The 18,568-nt window shown below is 68.6% G+C and carries 16 protein-coding genes; 7 read left to right on the top strand and 9 right to left on the bottom strand.

Going from position 1 to position 18,568, the window contains the following annotated elements; genetic code table 11:
* Positions 1-20 precede the first annotated feature (20 nt).
* From NWFMUON74_RS17160 to NWFMUON74_RS17145, 4 genes are all read right to left on the bottom strand, one after another.
* Positions 21-362: a VOC family protein gene (locus tag NWFMUON74_RS17160; RefSeq protein ID WP_187688766.1), complete on the bottom strand. Its 342-nt coding sequence runs from the start codon at positions 360-362 to the stop codon at positions 21-23.
* Position 363: 1 nt separating this feature from the next.
* Positions 364-534 (bottom strand): ribbon-helix-helix domain-containing protein, encoded by a 171-nt coding sequence (locus NWFMUON74_RS17155; protein WP_187688765.1) that lies wholly within the window; start codon positions 532-534, stop codon positions 364-366.
* A gap of 69 nt (positions 535-603) precedes the next feature.
* Positions 604-1,527, bottom strand: a complete 924-nt coding sequence (locus NWFMUON74_RS17150) for an RNA polymerase sigma-70 factor (protein ID WP_232111078.1) — start codon at positions 1,525-1,527, stop codon at positions 604-606.
* Between the two features lie 54 nt (positions 1,528-1,581).
* The gene (locus NWFMUON74_RS17145; protein WP_187688764.1) at positions 1,582-2,628 is read right to left on the bottom strand and encodes an NADP-dependent oxidoreductase; all 1,047 of its coding nucleotides are present in this window, start codon (positions 2,626-2,628) and stop codon (positions 1,582-1,584) included.
* Positions 2,629-3,003: 375 nt separating this feature from the next.
* Here NWFMUON74_RS17145 and NWFMUON74_RS17140 point away from each other — a divergent pair, with 375 nt between their 5' ends.
* Together NWFMUON74_RS17140 and NWFMUON74_RS17135 are read left to right on the top strand one after the other, a co-directional pair.
* A complete protein-coding gene (locus tag NWFMUON74_RS17140) occupies positions 3,004-3,396 on the top strand; it encodes a DoxX family protein (protein ID WP_187688763.1) in 393 nt (130 codons plus the stop codon).
* A gap of 349 nt (positions 3,397-3,745) precedes the next feature.
* Positions 3,746-4,849 (top strand): coiled-coil domain-containing protein, encoded by a 1,104-nt coding sequence (locus NWFMUON74_RS17135; protein ID WP_232111077.1) that lies wholly within the window; start codon positions 3,746-3,748, stop codon positions 4,847-4,849.
* 99 nt (positions 4,850-4,948) lie between these two features.
* Here the strand turns inward: NWFMUON74_RS17135 and NWFMUON74_RS17130 are convergent, their stop codons facing one another.
* Complete coding sequence (locus NWFMUON74_RS17130) at positions 4,949-6,007, bottom strand: hypothetical protein (protein WP_187688762.1); 1,059 nt, start codon at positions 6,005-6,007, stop codon at positions 4,949-4,951.
* Between the two features lie 559 nt (positions 6,008-6,566).
* Here NWFMUON74_RS17130 and NWFMUON74_RS17125 point away from each other — a divergent pair.
* Complete coding sequence (locus tag NWFMUON74_RS17125) at positions 6,567-8,033, top strand: S8 family peptidase (RefSeq protein WP_187688761.1); 1,467 nt, start codon at positions 6,567-6,569, stop codon at positions 8,031-8,033.
* 95 nt (positions 8,034-8,128) lie between these two features.
* Here NWFMUON74_RS17125 and NWFMUON74_RS17120 read toward each other — a convergent pair whose 3' ends face one another.
* Positions 8,129-8,818 (bottom strand): TetR/AcrR family transcriptional regulator C-terminal domain-containing protein, encoded by a 690-nt coding sequence (locus NWFMUON74_RS17120; RefSeq protein WP_187688760.1) that lies wholly within the window; start codon positions 8,816-8,818, stop codon positions 8,129-8,131.
* Between the two features lie 140 nt (positions 8,819-8,958).
* On the opposite strand from NWFMUON74_RS17120, the gene NWFMUON74_RS17115 reads away from it, so the two are divergent.
* Positions 8,959-9,477, top strand: a complete 519-nt coding sequence (locus tag NWFMUON74_RS17115; RefSeq protein WP_187688759.1) for a hypothetical protein — start codon at positions 8,959-8,961, stop codon at positions 9,475-9,477.
* A 12-nt stretch (positions 9,478-9,489) separates the two neighbouring features.
* On the opposite strand, the gene NWFMUON74_RS17110 is transcribed toward NWFMUON74_RS17115, so the two are convergent.
* Positions 9,490-10,566 (bottom strand): esterase-like activity of phytase family protein, encoded by a 1,077-nt coding sequence (locus tag NWFMUON74_RS17110; protein ID WP_232111076.1) that lies wholly within the window; start codon positions 10,564-10,566, stop codon positions 9,490-9,492.
* 107 nt (positions 10,567-10,673) lie between these two features.
* Here NWFMUON74_RS17110 and NWFMUON74_RS17105 point away from each other — a divergent pair, with 107 nt between their 5' ends.
* The gene (locus NWFMUON74_RS17105) at positions 10,674-11,393 is read left to right on the top strand and encodes an SDR family NAD(P)-dependent oxidoreductase (RefSeq protein ID WP_232111075.1); all 720 of its coding nucleotides are present in this window, start codon (positions 10,674-10,676) and stop codon (positions 11,391-11,393) included.
* A gap of 8 nt (positions 11,394-11,401) precedes the next feature.
* Here the strand turns inward: NWFMUON74_RS17105 and NWFMUON74_RS17100 are convergent, their stop codons facing one another.
* Positions 11,402-12,742 (bottom strand): cytochrome P450, encoded by a 1,341-nt coding sequence (locus tag NWFMUON74_RS17100; RefSeq protein ID WP_187688757.1) that lies wholly within the window; start codon positions 12,740-12,742, stop codon positions 11,402-11,404.
* 81 nt (positions 12,743-12,823) lie between these two features.
* Positions 12,824-13,951: a serine hydrolase domain-containing protein gene (locus tag NWFMUON74_RS17095; RefSeq protein ID WP_187688756.1), complete on the bottom strand. Its 1,128-nt coding sequence runs from the start codon at positions 13,949-13,951 to the stop codon at positions 12,824-12,826.
* A gap of 163 nt (positions 13,952-14,114) precedes the next feature.
* Here NWFMUON74_RS17095 and NWFMUON74_RS17090 point away from each other — a divergent pair, with 163 nt between their 5' ends.
* Entirely contained in the window at positions 14,115-14,726 is a 612-nt protein-coding gene (locus NWFMUON74_RS17090) for a DUF308 domain-containing protein (RefSeq protein ID WP_187688755.1), read from the top strand.
* A gap of 144 nt (positions 14,727-14,870) precedes the next feature.
* A complete protein-coding gene (locus NWFMUON74_RS17085; protein WP_187688754.1) occupies positions 14,871-18,539 on the top strand; it encodes a nitrate reductase subunit alpha in 3,669 nt (1,222 codons plus the stop codon).
* The last annotated feature ends 29 nt before the right edge of the window (positions 18,540-18,568 follow it).

The raw sequence follows: 18,568 nt of genomic DNA, 5'->3' as shown, positions 1-18,568 counted from the left end.
GACTTCGACAGGCACGGCGGTCACTCCTGCCCGGGAGCCTGCAGGCTCCACAATCGGCCGTCGGGATCGCGCACCGTCATCTCCCGAGTCCCGAAATGGGTCGGCTCGAATTCGGTGACAATCTCGACATCGCTACCCGGACGCTGATCGGTGCCTTCGGCCTTCAACACCAACTGCACCCGCGGCTCCTGGGTGGGGGCCACCTCCGCCACGAACACGTACGGACCGTCACTGTTACGAAACTGGCCGGAGTTGTGGTCGGTCTCGAACTCGACCTCGAACCCCAATCCCTGAAGGAACCTCGCGGTCTTTCCCCAGTTGTGCGTCTCCAAGAACACGGCCTCGATGCCTTCGGTCGTCATATCAATCCTTCCCCGTCTGCGATTGCTGATGGGCATCGTCGAGATAGTCCCGCAGCGCCGCGGCAACCAGCGCCGACAGCGACATCCCCGATTCGATGGCCCGAATCTTCACCTGCTTGATCAACCCGACCGGCAGATAGACGTTGAACTGCTTCACATCCTCGTCACCCACCCGCCGATGCTAGCATGCTAGCAAGCTAGGAACCTGCGGAATCTGGCGTCAGCCGCAGTGGTCCGATATTCAGCGCAGGCTCAGTGGGGTCTCGGATTCGACGCGGGTCAGTTTCTCCGGGTTGCGAACGAAGTAGAGGCCGGTGATGCGGCCGTCCTCGAGCCGGACCGCCATGATGCCGTCGATCTCACCGTCGATCCGGAAGATCAGCGCCGGACTGCCGTTGACCATGGTGAGTTCGGAGGTGAAGGTGACATTGTGCTTGCGGATTCCGCCGAGCATGAAGCGAGTCAACTTGTCGGATCCGGTAATCGGCTGCGGCACGGCCTGCTTGATGCCACCACCATCGCCGATCAGGACGACTTCCGGAGCCAGGACATCGAGCAGACCCTGCGGATCTCCGGCTTGCAGCGCTCGCTGGAACGACTCCAGCACGACGCGGATCTGACTCGCGGAGACCGACGCGCGGGAACGCCGGGCATCGACGTGGCGGCGGGCGCGGTGCGCGATCTGGCGCACTGCCGCCGGGGTCTTGTCTACCGCCGCCGCGATCTCGTCATAGCTGATATCGAAGACCTCACGCAATACGAATACGGCGCGCTCGGTCGGTGACAGCGTCTCGAGCACTAGCATCAGCGCCATCGAAATACTCTCCGCGAGTTCGACATCCTCGGCGACATCCGGAGCGGTGATCAGCGGCTCGGGCAGCCAGGAGCCGACATAGGACTCCTTGCGGCGGTTCATCGTGCGCAACCGGTTGAGCGCTTGGCGGGTCGTGATCCGAACCAGGTAAGCGCGCTCATCACTCACCTGTGCGACGCCGATCCTGCTCCACCTCAGCCATGTCTCCTGCAGGACGTCTTCAGAGTCGGCTGCCGATCCGAGCATTTCGTAGGCGATGGTGAACAGCAGATTGCGATGGGCGAGGAATACCTCTGTCGCTGGGTCAGTGGTATAGCCGCCGAAGGCCCTCACGCGGCGATGCGTGTTCACTGCAATGTCCTCTTCGTTGGTAGCGGTGGAATCCCACAACTGATGCCGCTCGGGTCAGGGGGTTAAGACGACCTTGCCGACTACCTCTCCACCGGCGGCGCGAACGTCGATAGTGTTCGCCTCGGCCCGCAGTTGGGCGGCCACTTCGAATCCCAGCTCTCGGCCCTCGACGCGGGCGGCCAGCTCGGCCACATGGGCGATCCGTTCGGCCGCGCGAGCATGGACAGTGGGCAGTTCAGACAATGGCAGCCGCTCGGCCACCGCGATCTCCAGATCTCCGGCATCGACGTGAGCGACCAGCGTGGCGAGCTGTGCGGCGTCGCTGTACGCGAAGGGCCGCACTGCCCGCACCCCGCGTCCGACATCCCGCGGGACCGGAGTGGTCGTACTGACGTATGCCCCACCGTTGGCGACCAGGTTCGTCAACTCCATGTTCTCCTCCGGGCTGCTGGGCGCCAGGTTCAGCACCACGTCGAACCGCTGCCCGGCCACCGCCTGCACGACAGGAGTTTCGGTGTAGTCAATGATCCGCTGCGCGCCGTAGGAGCGAATGCGGTCACGGCTGCGCGGGCCGGCAGTCGCGGTCGCAGTGGCACCGGCCTGCACAGCGAGCTGGACGGCGTACCCGCCCACCGCGCTGCCCGCACCATTGATCAGGACACGCTGCCCCGGTTTCAGCTCGGCGTGTTCGAACAATGATTGCCAAGCCGTGAGCCCGACCAGCGGGAGGGCCGCAGCGTCTGCGAGCTCGACAGTGCGGGGAGCGGAAGCCAGTATCTCGGCGGGCGCGGCGACGTACTCGGCGGCCGCGCCGGGCGCGGTCACCGGCAGGACCGCGACCACCGCGTCCCCGACGCTCCAGCCGGCCACGCCATCGCCGACCTCGGTGATGACGCCGGCCATGTCGACGTTCGGAATATGCGGGAAGGTCACCGGGGCAACGTCTTGTCGAAAGCCCGCGCGGAGCCCGGCGTCCGCGTCGTTGTATGAGGTGCCTGCCACCTGCACCACCACCTGACCCGCCGCCGAGACAGGGCGGTCTGCCTCCTCGTACACCAGAACATCACTTCCACCGTAGGAGTGGTATCGCACGGCCTTCATGGACTCTCCACTTGCCCTGCCTGGTTCGGTCATCGGTTGTCTCCTCCGGTTCACACGGGTTCGGTCACCAGACACCGCATGACCGTTCGCTGTGACAGGAGGTGAGGCAGGTCACTCCACAGGTGACGAGACGTCTGGCGCGTCGAAGCTCGCTACACCCTCGCTTCGCCAAGGCCGGTGGTCATGTTCGGCCCGACTCCGCCGCCGGGCGGCGCGTGCGGTGGCGCACGTCACGTCGACCTGGTGTCACACGCCCAGGTCCGGCGGTGTCTGATGCCCGACCAGTTACACCATCTGGAAGCCGACAGGGATGTCGACAACCGGGCATCAGCCACACCGGGTCCGCCCGGACCGCTTAGAACCTCGAGGAAGCTCATGAACTTCGCCCTCTGGATCGTTGCCGCGCTGCTTGCGGTCCTCTCCCTGTTCGGCGGCGCCACCAAGGCGTTCATGCCCAAGGACAAGCTGGACGAACTGGGCAGAAAGTCCGGTGGGGGATGGACTGAGCACGCCGGTGCCGGATTCGTCAGAACCCTTGGCGGCCTCGAGATCCTGGCCGCGGCCGGTCTGACCCTGCCCGCCATGCTCGACATCGCACCGGTGATGGTGCCGGTGACCGCCGTGTGCTGGATCCTGTTGATGGTGGGCGCGATGATCACCCACGCTCGCTACGGCCAGTACAAATACGTCGTGTTGAACTTCGTCTACCTCGCTGCGGCCGCCTTCGTGGCCTGGGGCCGCTTCGGCCCCGAGTCGTTCACCGGCTGAAGACTCGTCGGGGGTTCAGCTCACGCGCCACAGACGCCCCAAGCTGCACCGAGACAGGCACTGCCACAGGCGGTTTGCGGGGCGGTGACACGATCCTTATCGGCACCCCGATTGGTACGCAGGTGCTACCGGGCACAGTTTTCGAGGCCTTCCGTCGCAGTTACGTTGCGTTGGGAGGAACCAAACGTAAACGGAATTCAAGCGATGTCGCGAGAGAACCTGTCGCGCTATAACCCCCGATAAGGTTCACTTATCGGAGGTTACGGCGAGGCGGACCCGATTCCGCTCCAACAGTTTTCGTTTCGTGTCGATACGTCGAATCCAACGAAACAAACGCTACGATTTGCCGGTGTCGAACGTATGCAGCTATCCGGGGTGCTCCCGATCCATCACCCGCAACGGCGGCCCCGGCAGGCCATCGGAATACTGCGATCACCCTGAGCACACCCGATGGCGGGCATGGCGGGAACGTCAACGGCTCCAGCAGGAGGCCGAGGCGCCGGCGGCGAACGTCACTGTGACGCAACAGGGCCCGGTCACCACGGCACGACTGCGCGCCGACGAACTGCTCGGTCAGTTCCGCGCACTGGCCGACCAGCTGAACGGCACACTCAACGCCGCGGTTGCCGAACTGTCCACCCTCGCCGACCCCTCCGTCGCAGAAGCCCAGGTCCAGGCCGTGCAGGCGGATGCGGCCCGCCGCATCGCCGAGGCCGAGATGGCGACCGTCGCGGCCGAACAGGCGCGCCGCGAGGCCGAAGAGGCCAGAGCCGCGGCGGAATCCGCCGCCGAGGACGCCGCCTCCGCCGCCGAACAAGCGGAGGCTCGCATCGCCGAGGCACTGGCCGCCCGCGACGACGCGCTGGCCGAGGTCGGCCGAGTCACCACACAGGCGTCCGACGACGTGTTCGCCGCGCGCACCGAGGCCGAGGCCGAGGTGCGGACCGCCCGCCGCGAAGCCGCCGCCGACATCGAACGCGCCCGCGAACAGGCGAACGAGGAGATCGCACTGACCCGCCGCAAGGCGACCGCCGATATCGAACGGGCCAAACGCGAAGCGGCCCAGCAGGTCACCGCCGCAGCGGCCGAGCGAGACCTGGCGGTGCAACGCGCGGCCGACGCCGAACGCGCCATCGAGCGCGCGGAGGCGGCGGTCGGCGAACGCAATCAGGCGCTGCGCGAGACCCGCGACGAACTGAACCGCGTGCGCGACGAACTCACTTCCGTGCGAGCCGAACTCGCCGACACCCGCCGCACCGCGGCGGAGCAGACCGCGGCACTACGGTCCGAGCACGCGGCAGCGCTGGAGAAGGCCCGCACGGAGACCGCGGCACGCCTCGCCGCCCTCGACGACGCCCGCGCCCAAACTCTCGCCCGCGCCGAACGCGCCGAACGGCAACTGGACGAACTGCTGTCGTCCGGCCGCCGGGAGCCGGATATCAAACGCTTGTAAAATCCCGGTGACCGTAGGAACCGTGGCACCAGGTCCATGAGCGCTACGCGCGTGGTCCAGCTCTGCCGATGATCGGGCGGCCGATAGCTGAAGTGGTCGTCATGGCTCGATCGGCCTCGAGAGCAACGAGGTTCCCTTTACTGTGGTGTGGGAGCCGAGCCGGTGCAGCGAGACCGACAGGCCGTGTGCGACGGATTCCGCGTCGAATTCCCAGCCGTTGTAGCCGTCGAAGGCGGGATCATCTGCGGCTAGGAGTCGTGGAGTCGCCGGTCGCCGCCGCTCGTTGATCCACGCAAGCATCTCGTCGCGGCTCGCCGGACCCATGGAGCTGTTGCCGTACAGATCGTAGAAGCACGATTGCAGTACCTTGCCCTGCTCCGCGACGGTCCAGTCCGACCAGTCGCCGCAGCCGCTCTGGTACCCGTGGCCATAGGAGTGTGCCGCACCGAAGCGGGCGCTGAGCGCTTCGAGGTCCGCGTCCAGGGCTCCCTTGTACACCAGCAGGGTCCAGCCGTCGAACGCCGGAGTGACGACGACCGCATTGTCGGGTGGCGGGGCGCCTTGTGCATCAAAGAGCCCGGCGGCCTCGCGGAAGCCGACCGGCGCCGCGACGGTGAGCTGAAAAGCATCGAGCACTGCGGCCTGGTCGCAGCTCGGAACTGCGTACCAGGAGCACTCGTCGACGAAGGCGGGTTCGAGCGGCTCAGCGGCATCGAGATCCTGCGCGCGGCGACGCAGGAGGGCTTTGTCGAGTGTCGCGTCACGGGTCTCTGGTCCTCCCGAAAGCAGCTGGTGGATGGCCTGACTCGCCCAACCGCTTGCCACCATGCTGACGAGCACCGCCGTGCGGGGTCGCAGGTCGTACCCATTGTGTACTGTGACGCCGAGTGACTCGGCGAGCCGCGGGTTGTCGGTGCGCGCGAGTGCATCGATGACGAGCGAGAAATCGTCGGGGGCGACCCGGGAGATCACGCGCCGGTACTCGTGGAGGTATTCGCCGGCCTTTTCGTTGAGGAGGTCCAGCACCGCCGCAAGCCGCTCTCGACACTGCTGGTGACCTTCGTCGCCGGCGTGGTACAGCGGGCGCAGAGCGCGGTGCCTGACCTCCGGATCGGGGTGCAGCAGCTGCTCGCGAAAGGACATCCTTGTGTCGGTCACGGCGCGTAGCGTATGCCCTCCGCCGGAGCCGCCCAGGTCTGACCGGTGAGGTCCAGCTCGACATCCTGTGCGGCAGGCGCGAAAGGCGCTCCCACAACTGCGGGTCAGCGCCGACCAGTCCAGTCCCTGGGACTTGATCAGCAACTGTGGAAGCTCAGTCCGCCAGGGCCAGGCGGCCGCAAGGCACCCGCGCTCGTCACCGGCCGGGCAGTACCGCGAACTCGTGCCCGCGTACCGACCTATCAGCTCGGGCGCGTTCAGGACCGGGCGGTATCTGCGACCCGCACTTCCGCGCTGCCGTTGACCCTCGAAGCACCGTCGACTTCAGCAACTCGACCAAGGTGACTGCGCGGCCGGTTGCCACGACGTAGAGTGCGGCGATGCTCGGGTAAGGGCTGTGCTGCGGTTATACCGCGGGGGCCGCTCTCGCGTGGGCGTGGCGAAAACCCTGACGGCGCGGTCGATTACGTCGCATGCCAGGTAGGCGTGGAGGAGCCGTTCGACGCCGATCGCCCGCATTCGGGCTGCACGGTCCGACGCGAGCAGGTTGACTGTCATCATGACATCGGCACACCGGAACAGCAGTTCGGAGCGATCGGCGTCGACCGGTGACCTGCGCTCGCCGCACGAGCTGATCGTGGTCACCCACGGCACCGCCGCGCCCATCGATTACGTCTCCTTGGACGCCACCCGCTCGGCCGAAGACCGCTTGGCCGCACTGCTTCCCGACGATCTGGCACTCGTCCGGATCTTCGGTGCCGGTGACCGCCTGCAGTACAGCCTGTACGGAACACCGGCGGAGCCGACCGGCGCTCAGTTCCTGAACTACTTCGCCGTCCACGGCGCCGACCAGGTACCGACCGCGGACCTGAGAACACTGGCCGAACGCTTGCGCGCCGACGACGCGGTGGCGGCCGCCTACGTGAAACCACCGGCCGAACCCCCGGTCGATGCCCGAGTCTCGGTGGTGCGCGCGCAATCCGACGCTCCGCCGGTGACACCCGAATTCACCGTCCGGCAGGGCTACCTCGATGCCGCGCCGAACGGTATCGACGCGCGCTGGGCCTGGACGCGGCCGGGCGGTCGCGGCACGGGTGTGCGCGTGGTGGACGTGGAGGGTGCGTGGCGGTTCACCCATGAAGATCTGCGCGAGAATCAGGGCGGCGTGATCGGCGGCGTCCCGTCGACGGATCTGGGCTGGCGCGACCACGGCACCGCGGTGGCGGGCGTGATCAGCGGGGACGTCAACGCGTTCGGCATCACCGGGATCGCGCCCGAGGCCTCGATCCGGGCCGTGTCCTTCTTCGGCCCGGGCTCGGCGTCGGCGATCCGGACCGCCGCGGACGCGCTCACCGCGGGCGACATCATCCTGCTCGAATTGCACCGTCCCGGACCACGTTTCGACTATGCCGGCCGCCCGGATCAGCGCGGCTACATCGCCATCGAATGGTGGCCCGACGACCACGCGGCGATCCGCTACGCGGTGGACCGGGGTGTGGTCGTGGTGGAGGCCGGCGGCAACGGCGGCGAGGACCTGGACGACCCTGTGTACGACACGTGCCCGGCGGACTTCCCGCAATCGTGGCGCAACCCGTTCCGGGGTGGCGCCGCGGATTCCGGGGCGGTGCTGGTCGGCGCGGGCGCGCCGCCGCCGGGCACGCACGGCCGCGACCACGGCCCCGGACGATCGCGCCTGCCCTTCTCGAACTTCGGCGCCCGGTTCGACGTGCAGGGCTGGGGCCGCGAGGTGACCACCACGGGTTATGGCGACCTGCAGGGCGGCGGCAACGAAGACTACTGGTACACAGACGTTTTCAGCGGCACCTCCAGTGCCGCCCCGATCGTGGTCGGAGCCGTCGCGAGCCGGCAGGGCGCGGCCGCGGCGACCGGCACCCGGCTCACCCCCGCCCAAATCCGCACCGAGCTCCGCGACACCGGCTCACCCCAGACCGACGCACCGAACCGCCCCGCCTCCCAGCGGATCGGCACCCTCCCGAACCTCCGCGCCCTCATCGCCGGAGACTGACCGGCAGGCGGGCGCGCGGTCAAGGTGACGCCGTTCAGGGGTCCGGCCGCGATGGTCCAGCAGTCCACCAGCCCGGACCGGACAGCATCACAGACCTAGGCCGTCGCGGTACGATTCTCGACCCGCTCCCGCAGCCCGTCCAGTAGTGCGGCGAGCCCGAATTCGAAGCTGGCCGCCGGGGCGGCGTTGTGCTCGGTGGCCGCGGCGCGTTCGATACGGCTGCGCAGGCGCGGGTGTCGCGCGGCGATGTCGGTCGCCTCCGACATCGCCGCGGCGAGTCGAACTTCCGCGTCGTCACCGCTGTGGGCGAGCCGTCGCTTGACGGCGATATCGGCGGACGCGCCGACGGCATTGCCGAGCACGAACATGAACACCGCGGCGGCGGCCCGATCGGCCTCCGCCTCGTCGAAACCGGCTTTCTCGTAAACGCCGAGCACATGCTCGTGATGACGAGAAATGTTGGGGCCGTACAGCAGATACCCCGCCTGCGCCTGCACGACCCACGGGTGCCGGGTGATCATCGCGTACATGCCGGTGGCGGTGGTCTCGGCGGCGGTGCGCCAATCCACGTCGCTCGGATCGGGCAGGTCGATCTCGCCCCAGACCTCGTCGGTCGCCAATCGGACCAGATTGTCCTTGTTCTGGACGTGCCAGTACATCGCGGTCGCCGCCGCGTCGAGGCGTTTGCCGAGGCTGCGCATATTGAGCCCGTCCAGCCCCTCCTCGTCGAGGAGTTCGATGGTGGTCCGGACGATCTGTTCGCGGGTGAGGCTGTCGCGCGCCATGGTCTCACCATAGGGGTCGATCAAGGCGTTTCACAAAGTTCAAGATGACTTGCACTTAGTTCAAGTGATGCGGTACGTTCCTCTTGCACAAAGTTCAAGAGGGTTGCCGGGACGGCGGCTCGAGAAGCAGGAGAACCGATATGAACACCGTGATCGCCGCCGTCGAGGTCATCGCCGCCGCCGCTTTCGTGAGCATGCCGATCGTGCGCAATTGCTACGGCACTGCCGCGATGGCTCAGGCCGAGCAGGAACTCGCCCGGCAAGGCGTCCGCACCACCGCGCTGCGCGAGAACGGCCTGCGCTTCGACGCCAGCGGCCACGAGTGGTGGGCGCCCGGCGGCATCGCCGTCCTGCTCGTGCTCACAGCGGGCCTCACGCTCGCGGGCTTCGGCTGGATGCGCCCGGTCAACTGGGCCGTCCTGGCCCTGTTGTTCCTCGGCAACTGCGTCATCGTCTACAGCAACCTGACGGCGGTACGGTCGGTGCGGGCGGCCTTCGGCAGGAAGAACGACCCGGAACTGGCCCGCGTCGACGTCCCCGCCCTGCTCCGGATCGCCGAATCCGGCTTCCCCCGATGGACCTGGACCTTGCAGACCGTGCGCAACACCGTCGTCTTCGGGGGTGCGTTGCTCGGTCTCGCCGTACTCGCCTTCGCCTGATGCCGCTCGCTGTCAGCGCACGGCGAGCGCGACAACTTGCGTGATCTGGTCGCCGGAGAAGTTGTCGTCGCTGACCAGGACCAGCGTGCGCTCGCCGGAGGGAAGCCGCGGTCCCCACGTCATGCCCTCGATATTGTCGATCTCGGTGAGCCCGAATTCGGCGAGATCGACGAGCAGCCGCTTGCCGACGGGGCGGGCCTGCTCCAGCGGCGCGTCGAGAACATTGGTGGCCCCGGCGAAGTCCGTGTCGTAGATGCGGATCCTGTTGCCGACACCCTCGACGTAGGAGCGTTCCAGCACAAGGTATTTCGTCGGCTCGACCGGGTCGGCGGCGAGGATCGCGGCGATGCCGTTGGTGCCGCGCCCCTCGGCGAAGACCGGGTCCAAGGGGTAGGCGTACTGCGCGAGCAGCGGACCGGTGCGCGCCTGCACCGTGATCCGAGTGAGCCCGCCGGAGGTCGCCGTTGGGTTCGGACCGTCCTGCAGCAGCGGACCCTCCACCGAACTCACGATCAGCGCACCGCCCGCCGCGAAGGTGAGGCCCTCGAGCACGGCGTTGGTTCGCGGGCCCGAATCCGGCCGCATGCGTTCGCTGTCCGGAATCGGCAGCTCCGCGGCGAAGCCGCCGTCGGGGTGGGCGACCCGGATCGAAGGGTCGGTGAGCACGGTACCGGCGCGCTCACCCTCTTGACTCCACACGTAGTCACCGGTCCAGGGATCGACCCGGATGTCCTCGGGATCGACATCGCCCATCGGGTACATGCCACCGTCGGGCATCCGGAGCGGACGAGTGGCGGTGAACTCGACCGGGCCCACGCCGTTGCCGTCCACCGGAATTCGCGCCGTGTAGAACCGTGCCGGATTCCTCGCCGACCGGTCATCGCTGATCAGCACATACTCCCCGGACCGTGCGGAGTAGTCGATACCCGACAACCCACCCACCGTGGTTCCCCTGAACTCCAGCCTGTGCGGTACCACCTGCTCACCGAGCAATCGCACCCCCGGCGCCTCCGGATCGGCGTGCGCGGGAACGGCAGCGGAGGCAAAGGCGCACAACGTGAACAACAACGCATATCCCGACCGAGCCACAGCACACAACGTTACGGCGTACCGCACCGACAGCGGAGCCGGACGCCTGAGAGGCGCGAACGGCGGTGTGCGAGGCTCGGACCATGGTGTTGCGGCGTGGAATTCTGGTGACAGGAGCTTCTCGGGGAATCGGGCGGGCGATCGCTACGGCCTTCGCCGAGGGTGGTGACCGAGTCGCGGTGCACTATTCGTCGCGCCGGGACGAAGCCGAGCGGACGCGGGCGAGTCTGCCGGGCGACGGCCATGTGGTCGTCGGTGGTGACATCGGGACACCGGCCGGAGCACAGGCCCTCGTCGACACCGTCGTGGCCGCGCTGGGGACCGTGCACGTGCTGGTGAACAACGCCGCGATCAACCTCCCGCATCCGCTGCCGACGACGAATTTCGAAGACTGGCAACGAATCTGGCGCCAGACGGTGGACGTCAACCTCCTGGGCACCGCGCACGTGTCCTACGGCGTGGCCCGCCACATGATCGAGCGGGGGGTAGCGGGACGCATCGTGAACGTCGGTTCGCGCGGTGCGTTCCGGGGCGAGCCGGACCATCCCGCATACGGTGCGACCAAGGCGGCGGTGCAGGCCCTCGGCCAGTCGCTTGCCGTCTCGCTGGCACCGCACGGCATCGCGGTGGCATCGGTCGCGCCGGGATTCGTCGCGACCGAGCGAGTCGCCCACCGCGTCACCGACCAGGTGCGGGCGCAGAGCCCGTTCGGCCGGGTCGCCGAGCCGGGCGAGATCGCAGCGGCCGTCCGCTACCTCGCCTCGCCCGAGGCGGCCTGGAGTTCCGGCGCCGTGCTGGACGTGAACGGCGCCTCGTATTTGCACTGAACCGATGGTCACCTAGCGGGCGCGCTCTGCCGACCGTCGACCGCGGTCAGCACGACCGGGGCGCCGCCGGCCGGGACGTTGGTGATATTGCGGATTCGGCCGCGCTCGGTAGTGGCGCCGGGCGGCAGGGCGAGGGTGTAGCGCGACAGCACCTCGCGCAGCACGACGGTGCCTTCCATGAGGGAGAAGCCGGCGCCGATGCAGCGGCGCACACCGCCGCCGAACGGGAGCCAGGTGTGGGCGGCGACGCTGCCGTCGAGGAAGCGGCCGGGGCGGAAGCGGGCGGCGTCGGGATAGTTGTCGGGCCGTTGATGCGCCAGCACGATGGAGGTGGACACGACGGTACCGCGCGGCAGGTCCAGCCCGGCGATGGTCACGTCGCGGGTGAGTCGCCGCACCGCGCCGCCGATGACCGGGCGCAGCCGCATCGCCTCCTTCAGCACCGCTTCCAGGTACTTGTCGTCGCCCTCGGCGGCCGCCCGGCGCGCCAGGTCCTGTGCCACCGGGTCGGCGGCGAGTTCGTGAAATGCCCACGACAGCGCCGAGGCGGTCGTCTCGTGCCCGGCCAGCAGCAGGGTGATGAGCTGGTCACGCAGCTCGGCGTCGGTGAGTGCGGCGTCGGCCGGGTCGGCACCGGAACCGACCGCGAGCAGCCGGGACAGCACATCCGCCCGCTGGTCCAGATCGGGATGCCCGCGGCGGCGGGTGATCTCGGCGTAGAGCAGTTCGTCGATGGCGTTCTGGTTGTCGCGGAAGCGTTTCCACGGCCCGAAGCGCTGCAGCCGCGGATATTTCCAGCCGAAGAACACGATCGGGTTGATGTCGATGATGTGGCGCAGCAGCGGTGCCAGTTCGTCGCGCCGGTGCTTATCGGTCATCCCGAACACCACCTGCATGATCACCTCGAGGGTGAGCTGGTTCATCCGGTCCAGGGTGGGCAGCGGCGTCCCGGTGGACCAGCTGTCGACCTGGGCTTTGGTGATGGCTTCCACGAGGGACCGGTAGCCGCGCAGCGCCGACCCGGTGAAGGCGGGCATCAGCAGCCGCCGCGCGCGAGCGTGCTCGGCCTCGTCGGTCAGCAGCAGCGAGTGTTCGCCCATGATCGCGCCGAGCACCCGATTGCCCTCGCCCGCATGCAGATCCGCCGGATCACCCGCGAAGATCTCCCGGATGTGCTCCGGCCGCGAGAACACTACCAGCCGCTCGGCGTAGGGCGGCACCATCCGCACCGTGAAGACGTCGCCGTAGCGGCGGGCCAGAGCCGACACGTACGCGCCGCGCCGCCGGGTGTACAGCACGGTCTGAATCGCCCTGGGAAGCCGAGGGCCCGGCGGGTACGTGCTGGTCACGAGGCAGTCCTTCCGACATGCCGCAGCGGTGCGGCACAGCGCTCGAAACGCTGTGTCCACCACGGTAACCCGCCCCGGCGGTCATCGGCACAGGCCGTGCGCCAGCAGGCGGTTCGGATCGATCCTCTCCTCGGGCAGACCACCGGTGATCGACACCGTGAGCGCGCGGCCCTCCCGCGTCGCTCCCGAGATCGCCAGGAAGCCGTGGATCCCGCCGAAGTGCCCGACGAATTCCGCGCCGCACGGCAGCGGGCCGTACATGACGCCGAGCCCGTAGTTCGGCCCCTCGGGACCGGTGGGCCCGCCGTCGAGCATCTGCCGCAGCCGGGCGGGCGGCACCACCCGTCCGGCGGCCAGTTCGGAGTAGAAGCGATTCAGATCGGCGCCCGTGGACACCAGACCGCCCGCCGCCCACGGCACCGACGGTTCGATCCGCGAGGCGTCGACACGTCGGCCGTCGACCTCGGCGTAGCCGTGCGGATGCGGATCGCGCAGGTCCAGCTCCCCGGCGGGCGGCAGATACGTTCCGGTCAACCGCAGCGGATGCAGGATCCGGTCACGCAATTCGTCGGTGTAAGCGCGCCCGGTCACGCGCTCGACCACCATCGCGGCGACGATGAAATTGGTATTGCTGTATTCGTATCGGCTGCCGGGCACGAAATCGGCCGACCGCCGCAATGCGATGGCTATCTCCTCGCCGGGCGTGAAGGTGCGCCCGGTCCGCGCTGCCAGGTCCTCGTCGATCTCCGGATTCTCGGTCAATTCGGGCAGCCCGCTGCGGTGCTGGAGGAGCTGGCGCACGGTGATGACCCGGCCGTCGATACCGTCGCCGGTGAGCACACCGGGCAGGTAGGTGTCGACCGGTGCGTCGAGATCGACGCGCCCGGCGTCGGCCAGCTGCAGCACGATGGCGGCGACGAACGACTTCGCGATGCTGCCGACCCGCACGTGCTGCGGCGGCTCGGCCGGAATGGGTTGGCCGGTCTCGGCATTCGCGGCGCCCGCGGTGAGCGTCACCGACCGTCCGTTGTCGGTCACGGTGGCGATCACCCCGACCGCCCCCGCACGGATCAATTCGTCCAGATCGCCACGGACGGCCTCGACGCGAGCTGCGGGTACGGGGGAGGATGTGGACTCGGTGGCGGTGTCGGCGGAACAACCGGCCACGGCCAGTGCCGCGACCCCGAGCAGCAGCAGACTCGAACGCATGAGCAGACGGTAGGAACGATCACTCCCGCGCACATCCGGTAGAACCCCGAATTTCGCCCCGATCCACCCGCCTCGTTCCGACCCTCCATAGCCGCGACCAGCATTTGGTCGGAAATCTCGCAAATAATCGGTTACCGACCGCGCGGAGTCATATCATTGTGCTATGCCCACTCTCCGACTCGCGGGGCGTACGGATATGTTCGCCGGCGATGCGTGGCCGGTGGCGCTGGCGATCGGCATGGGATCGTCGGTGCTGGGGGTGATGATTCTGGTCTGGCCCGGCAAATCGGCGCCGGTGGCCGGGGCGCTGTTCGGGGCCTGCCTGGTGCTGTCGGCGCTGTGGCAGCTCACGGTGGCGTTCCGGGCGCGCATCGCGGGCGGACTGCGGTTGCTCGAATTCGCTACGGCGCTGCTGGCGCTGCTGCTGGCGACGTGGTGCCTGCAGAGCGGGGACTGGCCGTCGGTGCTGGCGCTGGCGGTCGGCATGGGCTGGGTCGCGCACGGTGTCGTGCAGGCCGTCGTGGCGGTCTGGACCGACGACATGCCGCACGGCGGGCGCTTCGAGCGCTACGGTGTGCTCGTCGTGGCGGCCGGGGTGCTGCTGATGATCTGGCCCATCGAAACCCTCCCCGCGCTGTCGTTTCCGGTCGGACTGGGCCAGATCGCCTTGGGCGCCATCCAGATTCAGGCGGCGGTACGCCTGGACCGGGCGGCAGCTCAGGAGCGCGCCGTCGGCATTCACGGCTTGCTGCGCACCGAGCCGAAGACCGGCTGATTCCCGGCGTGCGCCGGAAAGTCGCCGCGCAAATGCCGCTGGGTCCCGCCGGGCGCGGGTAACGTTCGCACCGTTCGTGCGGTTGGTGTTCGATCGCGCGCTTTGCGGCGTCGCCGGTCGGCAGTCCTCGAGGGAGGCGTGCGCATGGTGCAACTGGACGGCGAACTCACCGACGCCCTGATCGGGACGCGCCGGTTCTTCACCCGGGCCGAGGTGTCACCGGACAAGCGGACGCTCTACCAGGTCGGCGGGCGCCGAGCCGACGAGTTCTACCGTGACCGCTGGGCACACGACAAGGTGGTGCGCTCCACGCACGGGGTCAACTGCACCGGATCCTGTTCCTGGAAGGTGTATGTCAAGGACGGCATCATCACCTGGGAGACCCAGCAGACCGACTATCCGTCGGTCGGCCCGGACCGTCCGGAATACGAGCCGCGCGGTTGCCCGCGGGGTGCGGCGTTCTCGTGGTACACCTACTCGCCGACCCGCGTGCGCTACCCGTACATCCGCGGCGCGCTGCTGGAGATGTACCGGGAAGCCAAGGCGCGCACGGGAAATCCGGTCGACGCGTGGGCCGCCGTCGTCGAGGATCCCGAGGCGGCGCGGCGGTACAAGAGCCTGCGCGGGCGCGGCGGACTGGTCCGCGCCACCTGGGACGAGGCCACCGAACTGATCGCCGCGGCGCACGTGCACACCATCAAGACCTACGGGCCGGACCGGATCGCGGGATTCTCCCCGATTCCGGCGATGTCGATGGTGTCGTTCGCGGCCGGATCGCGATTCGTATCGCTGCTGGGCGGGGTGATGCTGTCGTTCTACGACTGGTACGCCGACCTGCCGGTCGCCGCACCGCAGGTGTTCGGCGACCAGACCGACGTGCCGGAGTCCGGCGACTGGTGGGATGCCGGATATCTGATCATGTGGGGTTCCAACGTGCCGGTGACCCGCACCCCCGACGCGCACTGGATGGCCGAGGCGCGCTACCGCGGGCAGAAGGTGATCGCGGTCGCCCCCGACTACGCCGACAATGTGAAATTCGCCGACGAATGGCTGGCCCCGCACCCGGGCACCGACGGCGCGCTGGCCCTGGCGATGGGGCACGTCATCCTGCGCGAATTCTTCGTCGACCGCACCGAACCGTACTTCCGCGACTACGTGCGGCACTATACCGACCTGCCGTTCCTGGTGCGGCTCGACGCCGACGGCGACGACTACCGGCCCGGAAAGTTCCTCACCGCAGCCGATCTCGCGGAATTCGCCGACGAGGAACACGCCGAATTCAAGACGGTACTACTCGACGGCAGCGGAAAACCGCTGGTACCCAACGGATCTCTCGGATTCCGTTACGGTGACGCGGGCGTCGGGCGCTGGAATCTCGAACTGGGACGAGCCGATCCGCTACTGACCGCCTACGGAGAGGATTCCGTCGCGGTGCTGCTGTCGCGATTCGACGCCCTCGACGGCGCCGCCCAGCCACTCCGGCGTGGCGTGCCGGTCCGCACCGTCGGCGGCCATCTGGTCACCACCGTCTACGACCTGATGCTCGCCCAGTACGGCGTCCACCGCCCGGGGCTGCCCGGCGACTGGCCGAGCGGTTACGACGACGCGGCGCAGCCGGGCACACCCGCCTGGCAGGAGACGATCACCGGCGTCCCGGCCGCGGCCGCCGCCCGGATCGGGCGCGAATTCGCCGCTAACGCGGCCGAATCCCGTGGCCGGTCGATGATCATCCTCGGCGCGGGCACCAACCACTGGTTCCACTCCGACACCATCTACCGCACCTTCCTGGCGCTGACCACCCTCACCGGCTGCCAGGGCGTGAACGGCGGCGGCTGGGCCCACTACGTCGGGCAGGAGAAGTGCCGCCCGGTCACCGGGTGGGCACAGGTCGCGAACGCGCTGGACTGGTCGCGCCCGCCCCGGCAGATGATCCAGACCGCCTACTGGTACCTGCACACCGACCAGTTCCGCTACGACCCGTTCGCCGCCGACACCCTCGCCGGCGCCGCGGCGGGCGGACGGCTCGCGGGCAGGACCACCGCCGACCTGATCGCGCTGTCGGCACGGCTGGGCTGGATGCCGTCCTACCCGACCTTCGACCGCAACCCGCTGGACCTGGCCGACGACGCCGCGGCAGCGGGCGTGCCGGTCGCCGACCACGTGGTGTCCGAATTGACCGCCGGCCGACTGCGATTCGCGTGCGAGGACCCCGACGCGCCGCAGAACTTCCCGCGCGTGCTCAGCGTGTGGCGGTCGAATCTGCTGGGTTCGTCGGCGAAGGGGGACGAGTACTTCCTGAAACATATGCTCGGCGCGCAGTCGTCGCTGCGCGCGGAGCAGGCGCCGCCGGAGGCCCGCCCGCGCGAGGTGCGATGGCACGACGAGGCGCCGGTCGGCAAGCTGGATCTGCTGCTGACCCTGGACTTCCGGATGACCAGCACCACGCTGTACTCCGATGTGGTGCTGCCCGCGGCGACCTGGTACGAGAAGTACGATCTGTCGACCACCGACATGCATCCCTTCGTGCACTCGTTCTCCCCGGCGATCGCCCCGCCCTGGCAGGCCCGCACGGACTGGGACGCCTTCCAGGGCATCGGGAAAGCGTTCAGCCGCTTGGCCTTCGACCATCTCGGCAAGCGCACCGACGTGGTGGCGGCGCCGCTGCAGCACGACACCCCCGACGAGCTGGCCAACCCGCACGGCGTGGTCCGGGACTGGAAAGCCGGTGAGTGTGAACCGATTCCGGGCCGGACCATGCCGAAGCTGATCGCCGTGGAGCGCGACTACCCGGCGGTGGCCACGAAGATGGCGGCGCTGGGCCCGCTGCTGGATTCGCTGGGCGCCGCCACCAAGGGCGTCACCTTCGATGTGCGGCACGAGGTCGAATACCTGATCGACAAGAACGGCGCCGTGCGTGGCGGTCTCGCCGACGGCCGCCCCCGCCTGGTACGCGACATCGACGCCTGCGAGGCGATCCTGGCCCTGTCCGGCACCACCAACGGCCGCCTGGCCACGCAGGGCTTCCGAACCTTGGAGCGGCGCACGGGCACCCGGCTCGCGGACCTGGCCGCCGAGCACGAGGGCACCCGGATCTCCTTCGCCGACACCCAGTCCGCGCCGGTGCCGGTGCTCACCTCGCCCGAGTGGTCGGGCTCGGAGTCCGGCGGCCGCCGCTATTCGCCGTTCACGCTCAACGTGGAGCGGCACAAGCCCTGGCACACCCTGACCGGACGCCAGCACTTCTACCTCGATCACGACTGGATGGCCGAGCTGGGGGAGCAGCTCCCGGTGTTCCGCCCGCCGCTGAACATGACCGCGCTGTTCGCCGAGCCCACGCCCGGCGCGACCGGACCGCACGGGCTGGCCCTGCGCTACCTGACCCCGCACTCGAAGTGGTCGATCCACTCCGAGTACCAGGACAACTTGCTCATGTTGAGCTTGTCCCGCGGCGGCCCCACCATCTGGATGTCCGATCGCGACGCAGCGAAAATCGGTGTCGCGGACAATGATTGGATCGAGGCGGTGAACCGCAACGGGGTGGTGGTGGCGCGGGCGGTCGTATCACACCGGATGCCCGAGGGCACCGTGTACATGCACCACGCCCAGGATCGAGTGGTGGACGTGCCGATCGCGGAGACCTCCGGGCAGCGCGGCGGCATCCACAACTCGCTGACCCGGCTGCTGATCAAACCCACCCACCTCATCGGCGGCTACGCCCAATTGTCCTACGCCTTCAACTATCTCGGCCCCACCGGCAATCAGCGCGACGAGATCACCGTCATCCGCCGCCGCGACCAGCAGGTGCGGTATTGATGCCCGCCACCGTCTCGAACCGGCAGACC

The organism is Nocardia wallacei (assembly GCF_014466955.1).
Taxonomy (GTDB): Bacteria; Actinomycetota; Actinomycetes; order Mycobacteriales; family Mycobacteriaceae; genus Nocardia; species Nocardia wallacei.
The sequence above is the reverse complement of the archived record's forward strand: the minus strand, read 5'-3'. Positions and strand labels throughout refer to the sequence as shown.

Coding starts and splice junctions, on each gene's coding strand:
- NWFMUON74_RS17160 (WP_187688766.1), bottom strand. CDS start 362: ATGACGACCGAAGGCATCGAGGCCGTGTTCTTGGAGACGCACAACTGG.
- NWFMUON74_RS17145 (WP_187688764.1), bottom strand. CDS start 2,628: ATGAAGGCCGTGCGATACCACTCCTACGGTGGAAGTGATGTTCTGGTG.
- NWFMUON74_RS17140 (WP_187688763.1), top strand. CDS start 3,004: ATGAACTTCGCCCTCTGGATCGTTGCCGCGCTGCTTGCGGTCCTCTCC.
- NWFMUON74_RS17125 (WP_187688761.1), top strand. CDS start 6,567: ATGACATCGGCACACCGGAACAGCAGTTCGGAGCGATCGGCGTCGACC.
- NWFMUON74_RS17120 (WP_187688760.1), bottom strand. CDS start 8,818: ATGGCGCGCGACAGCCTCACCCGCGAACAGATCGTCCGGACCACCATC.
- NWFMUON74_RS17115 (WP_187688759.1), top strand. CDS start 8,959: ATGAACACCGTGATCGCCGCCGTCGAGGTCATCGCCGCCGCCGCTTTC.
- NWFMUON74_RS17095 (WP_187688756.1), bottom strand. CDS start 13,951: ATGCGTTCGAGTCTGCTGCTGCTCGGGGTCGCGGCACTGGCCGTGGCC.
- NWFMUON74_RS17090 (WP_187688755.1), top strand. CDS start 14,115: ATGCCCACTCTCCGACTCGCGGGGCGTACGGATATGTTCGCCGGCGAT.
- NWFMUON74_RS17085 (WP_187688754.1), top strand. CDS start 14,871: ATGGTGCAACTGGACGGCGAACTCACCGACGCCCTGATCGGGACGCGC.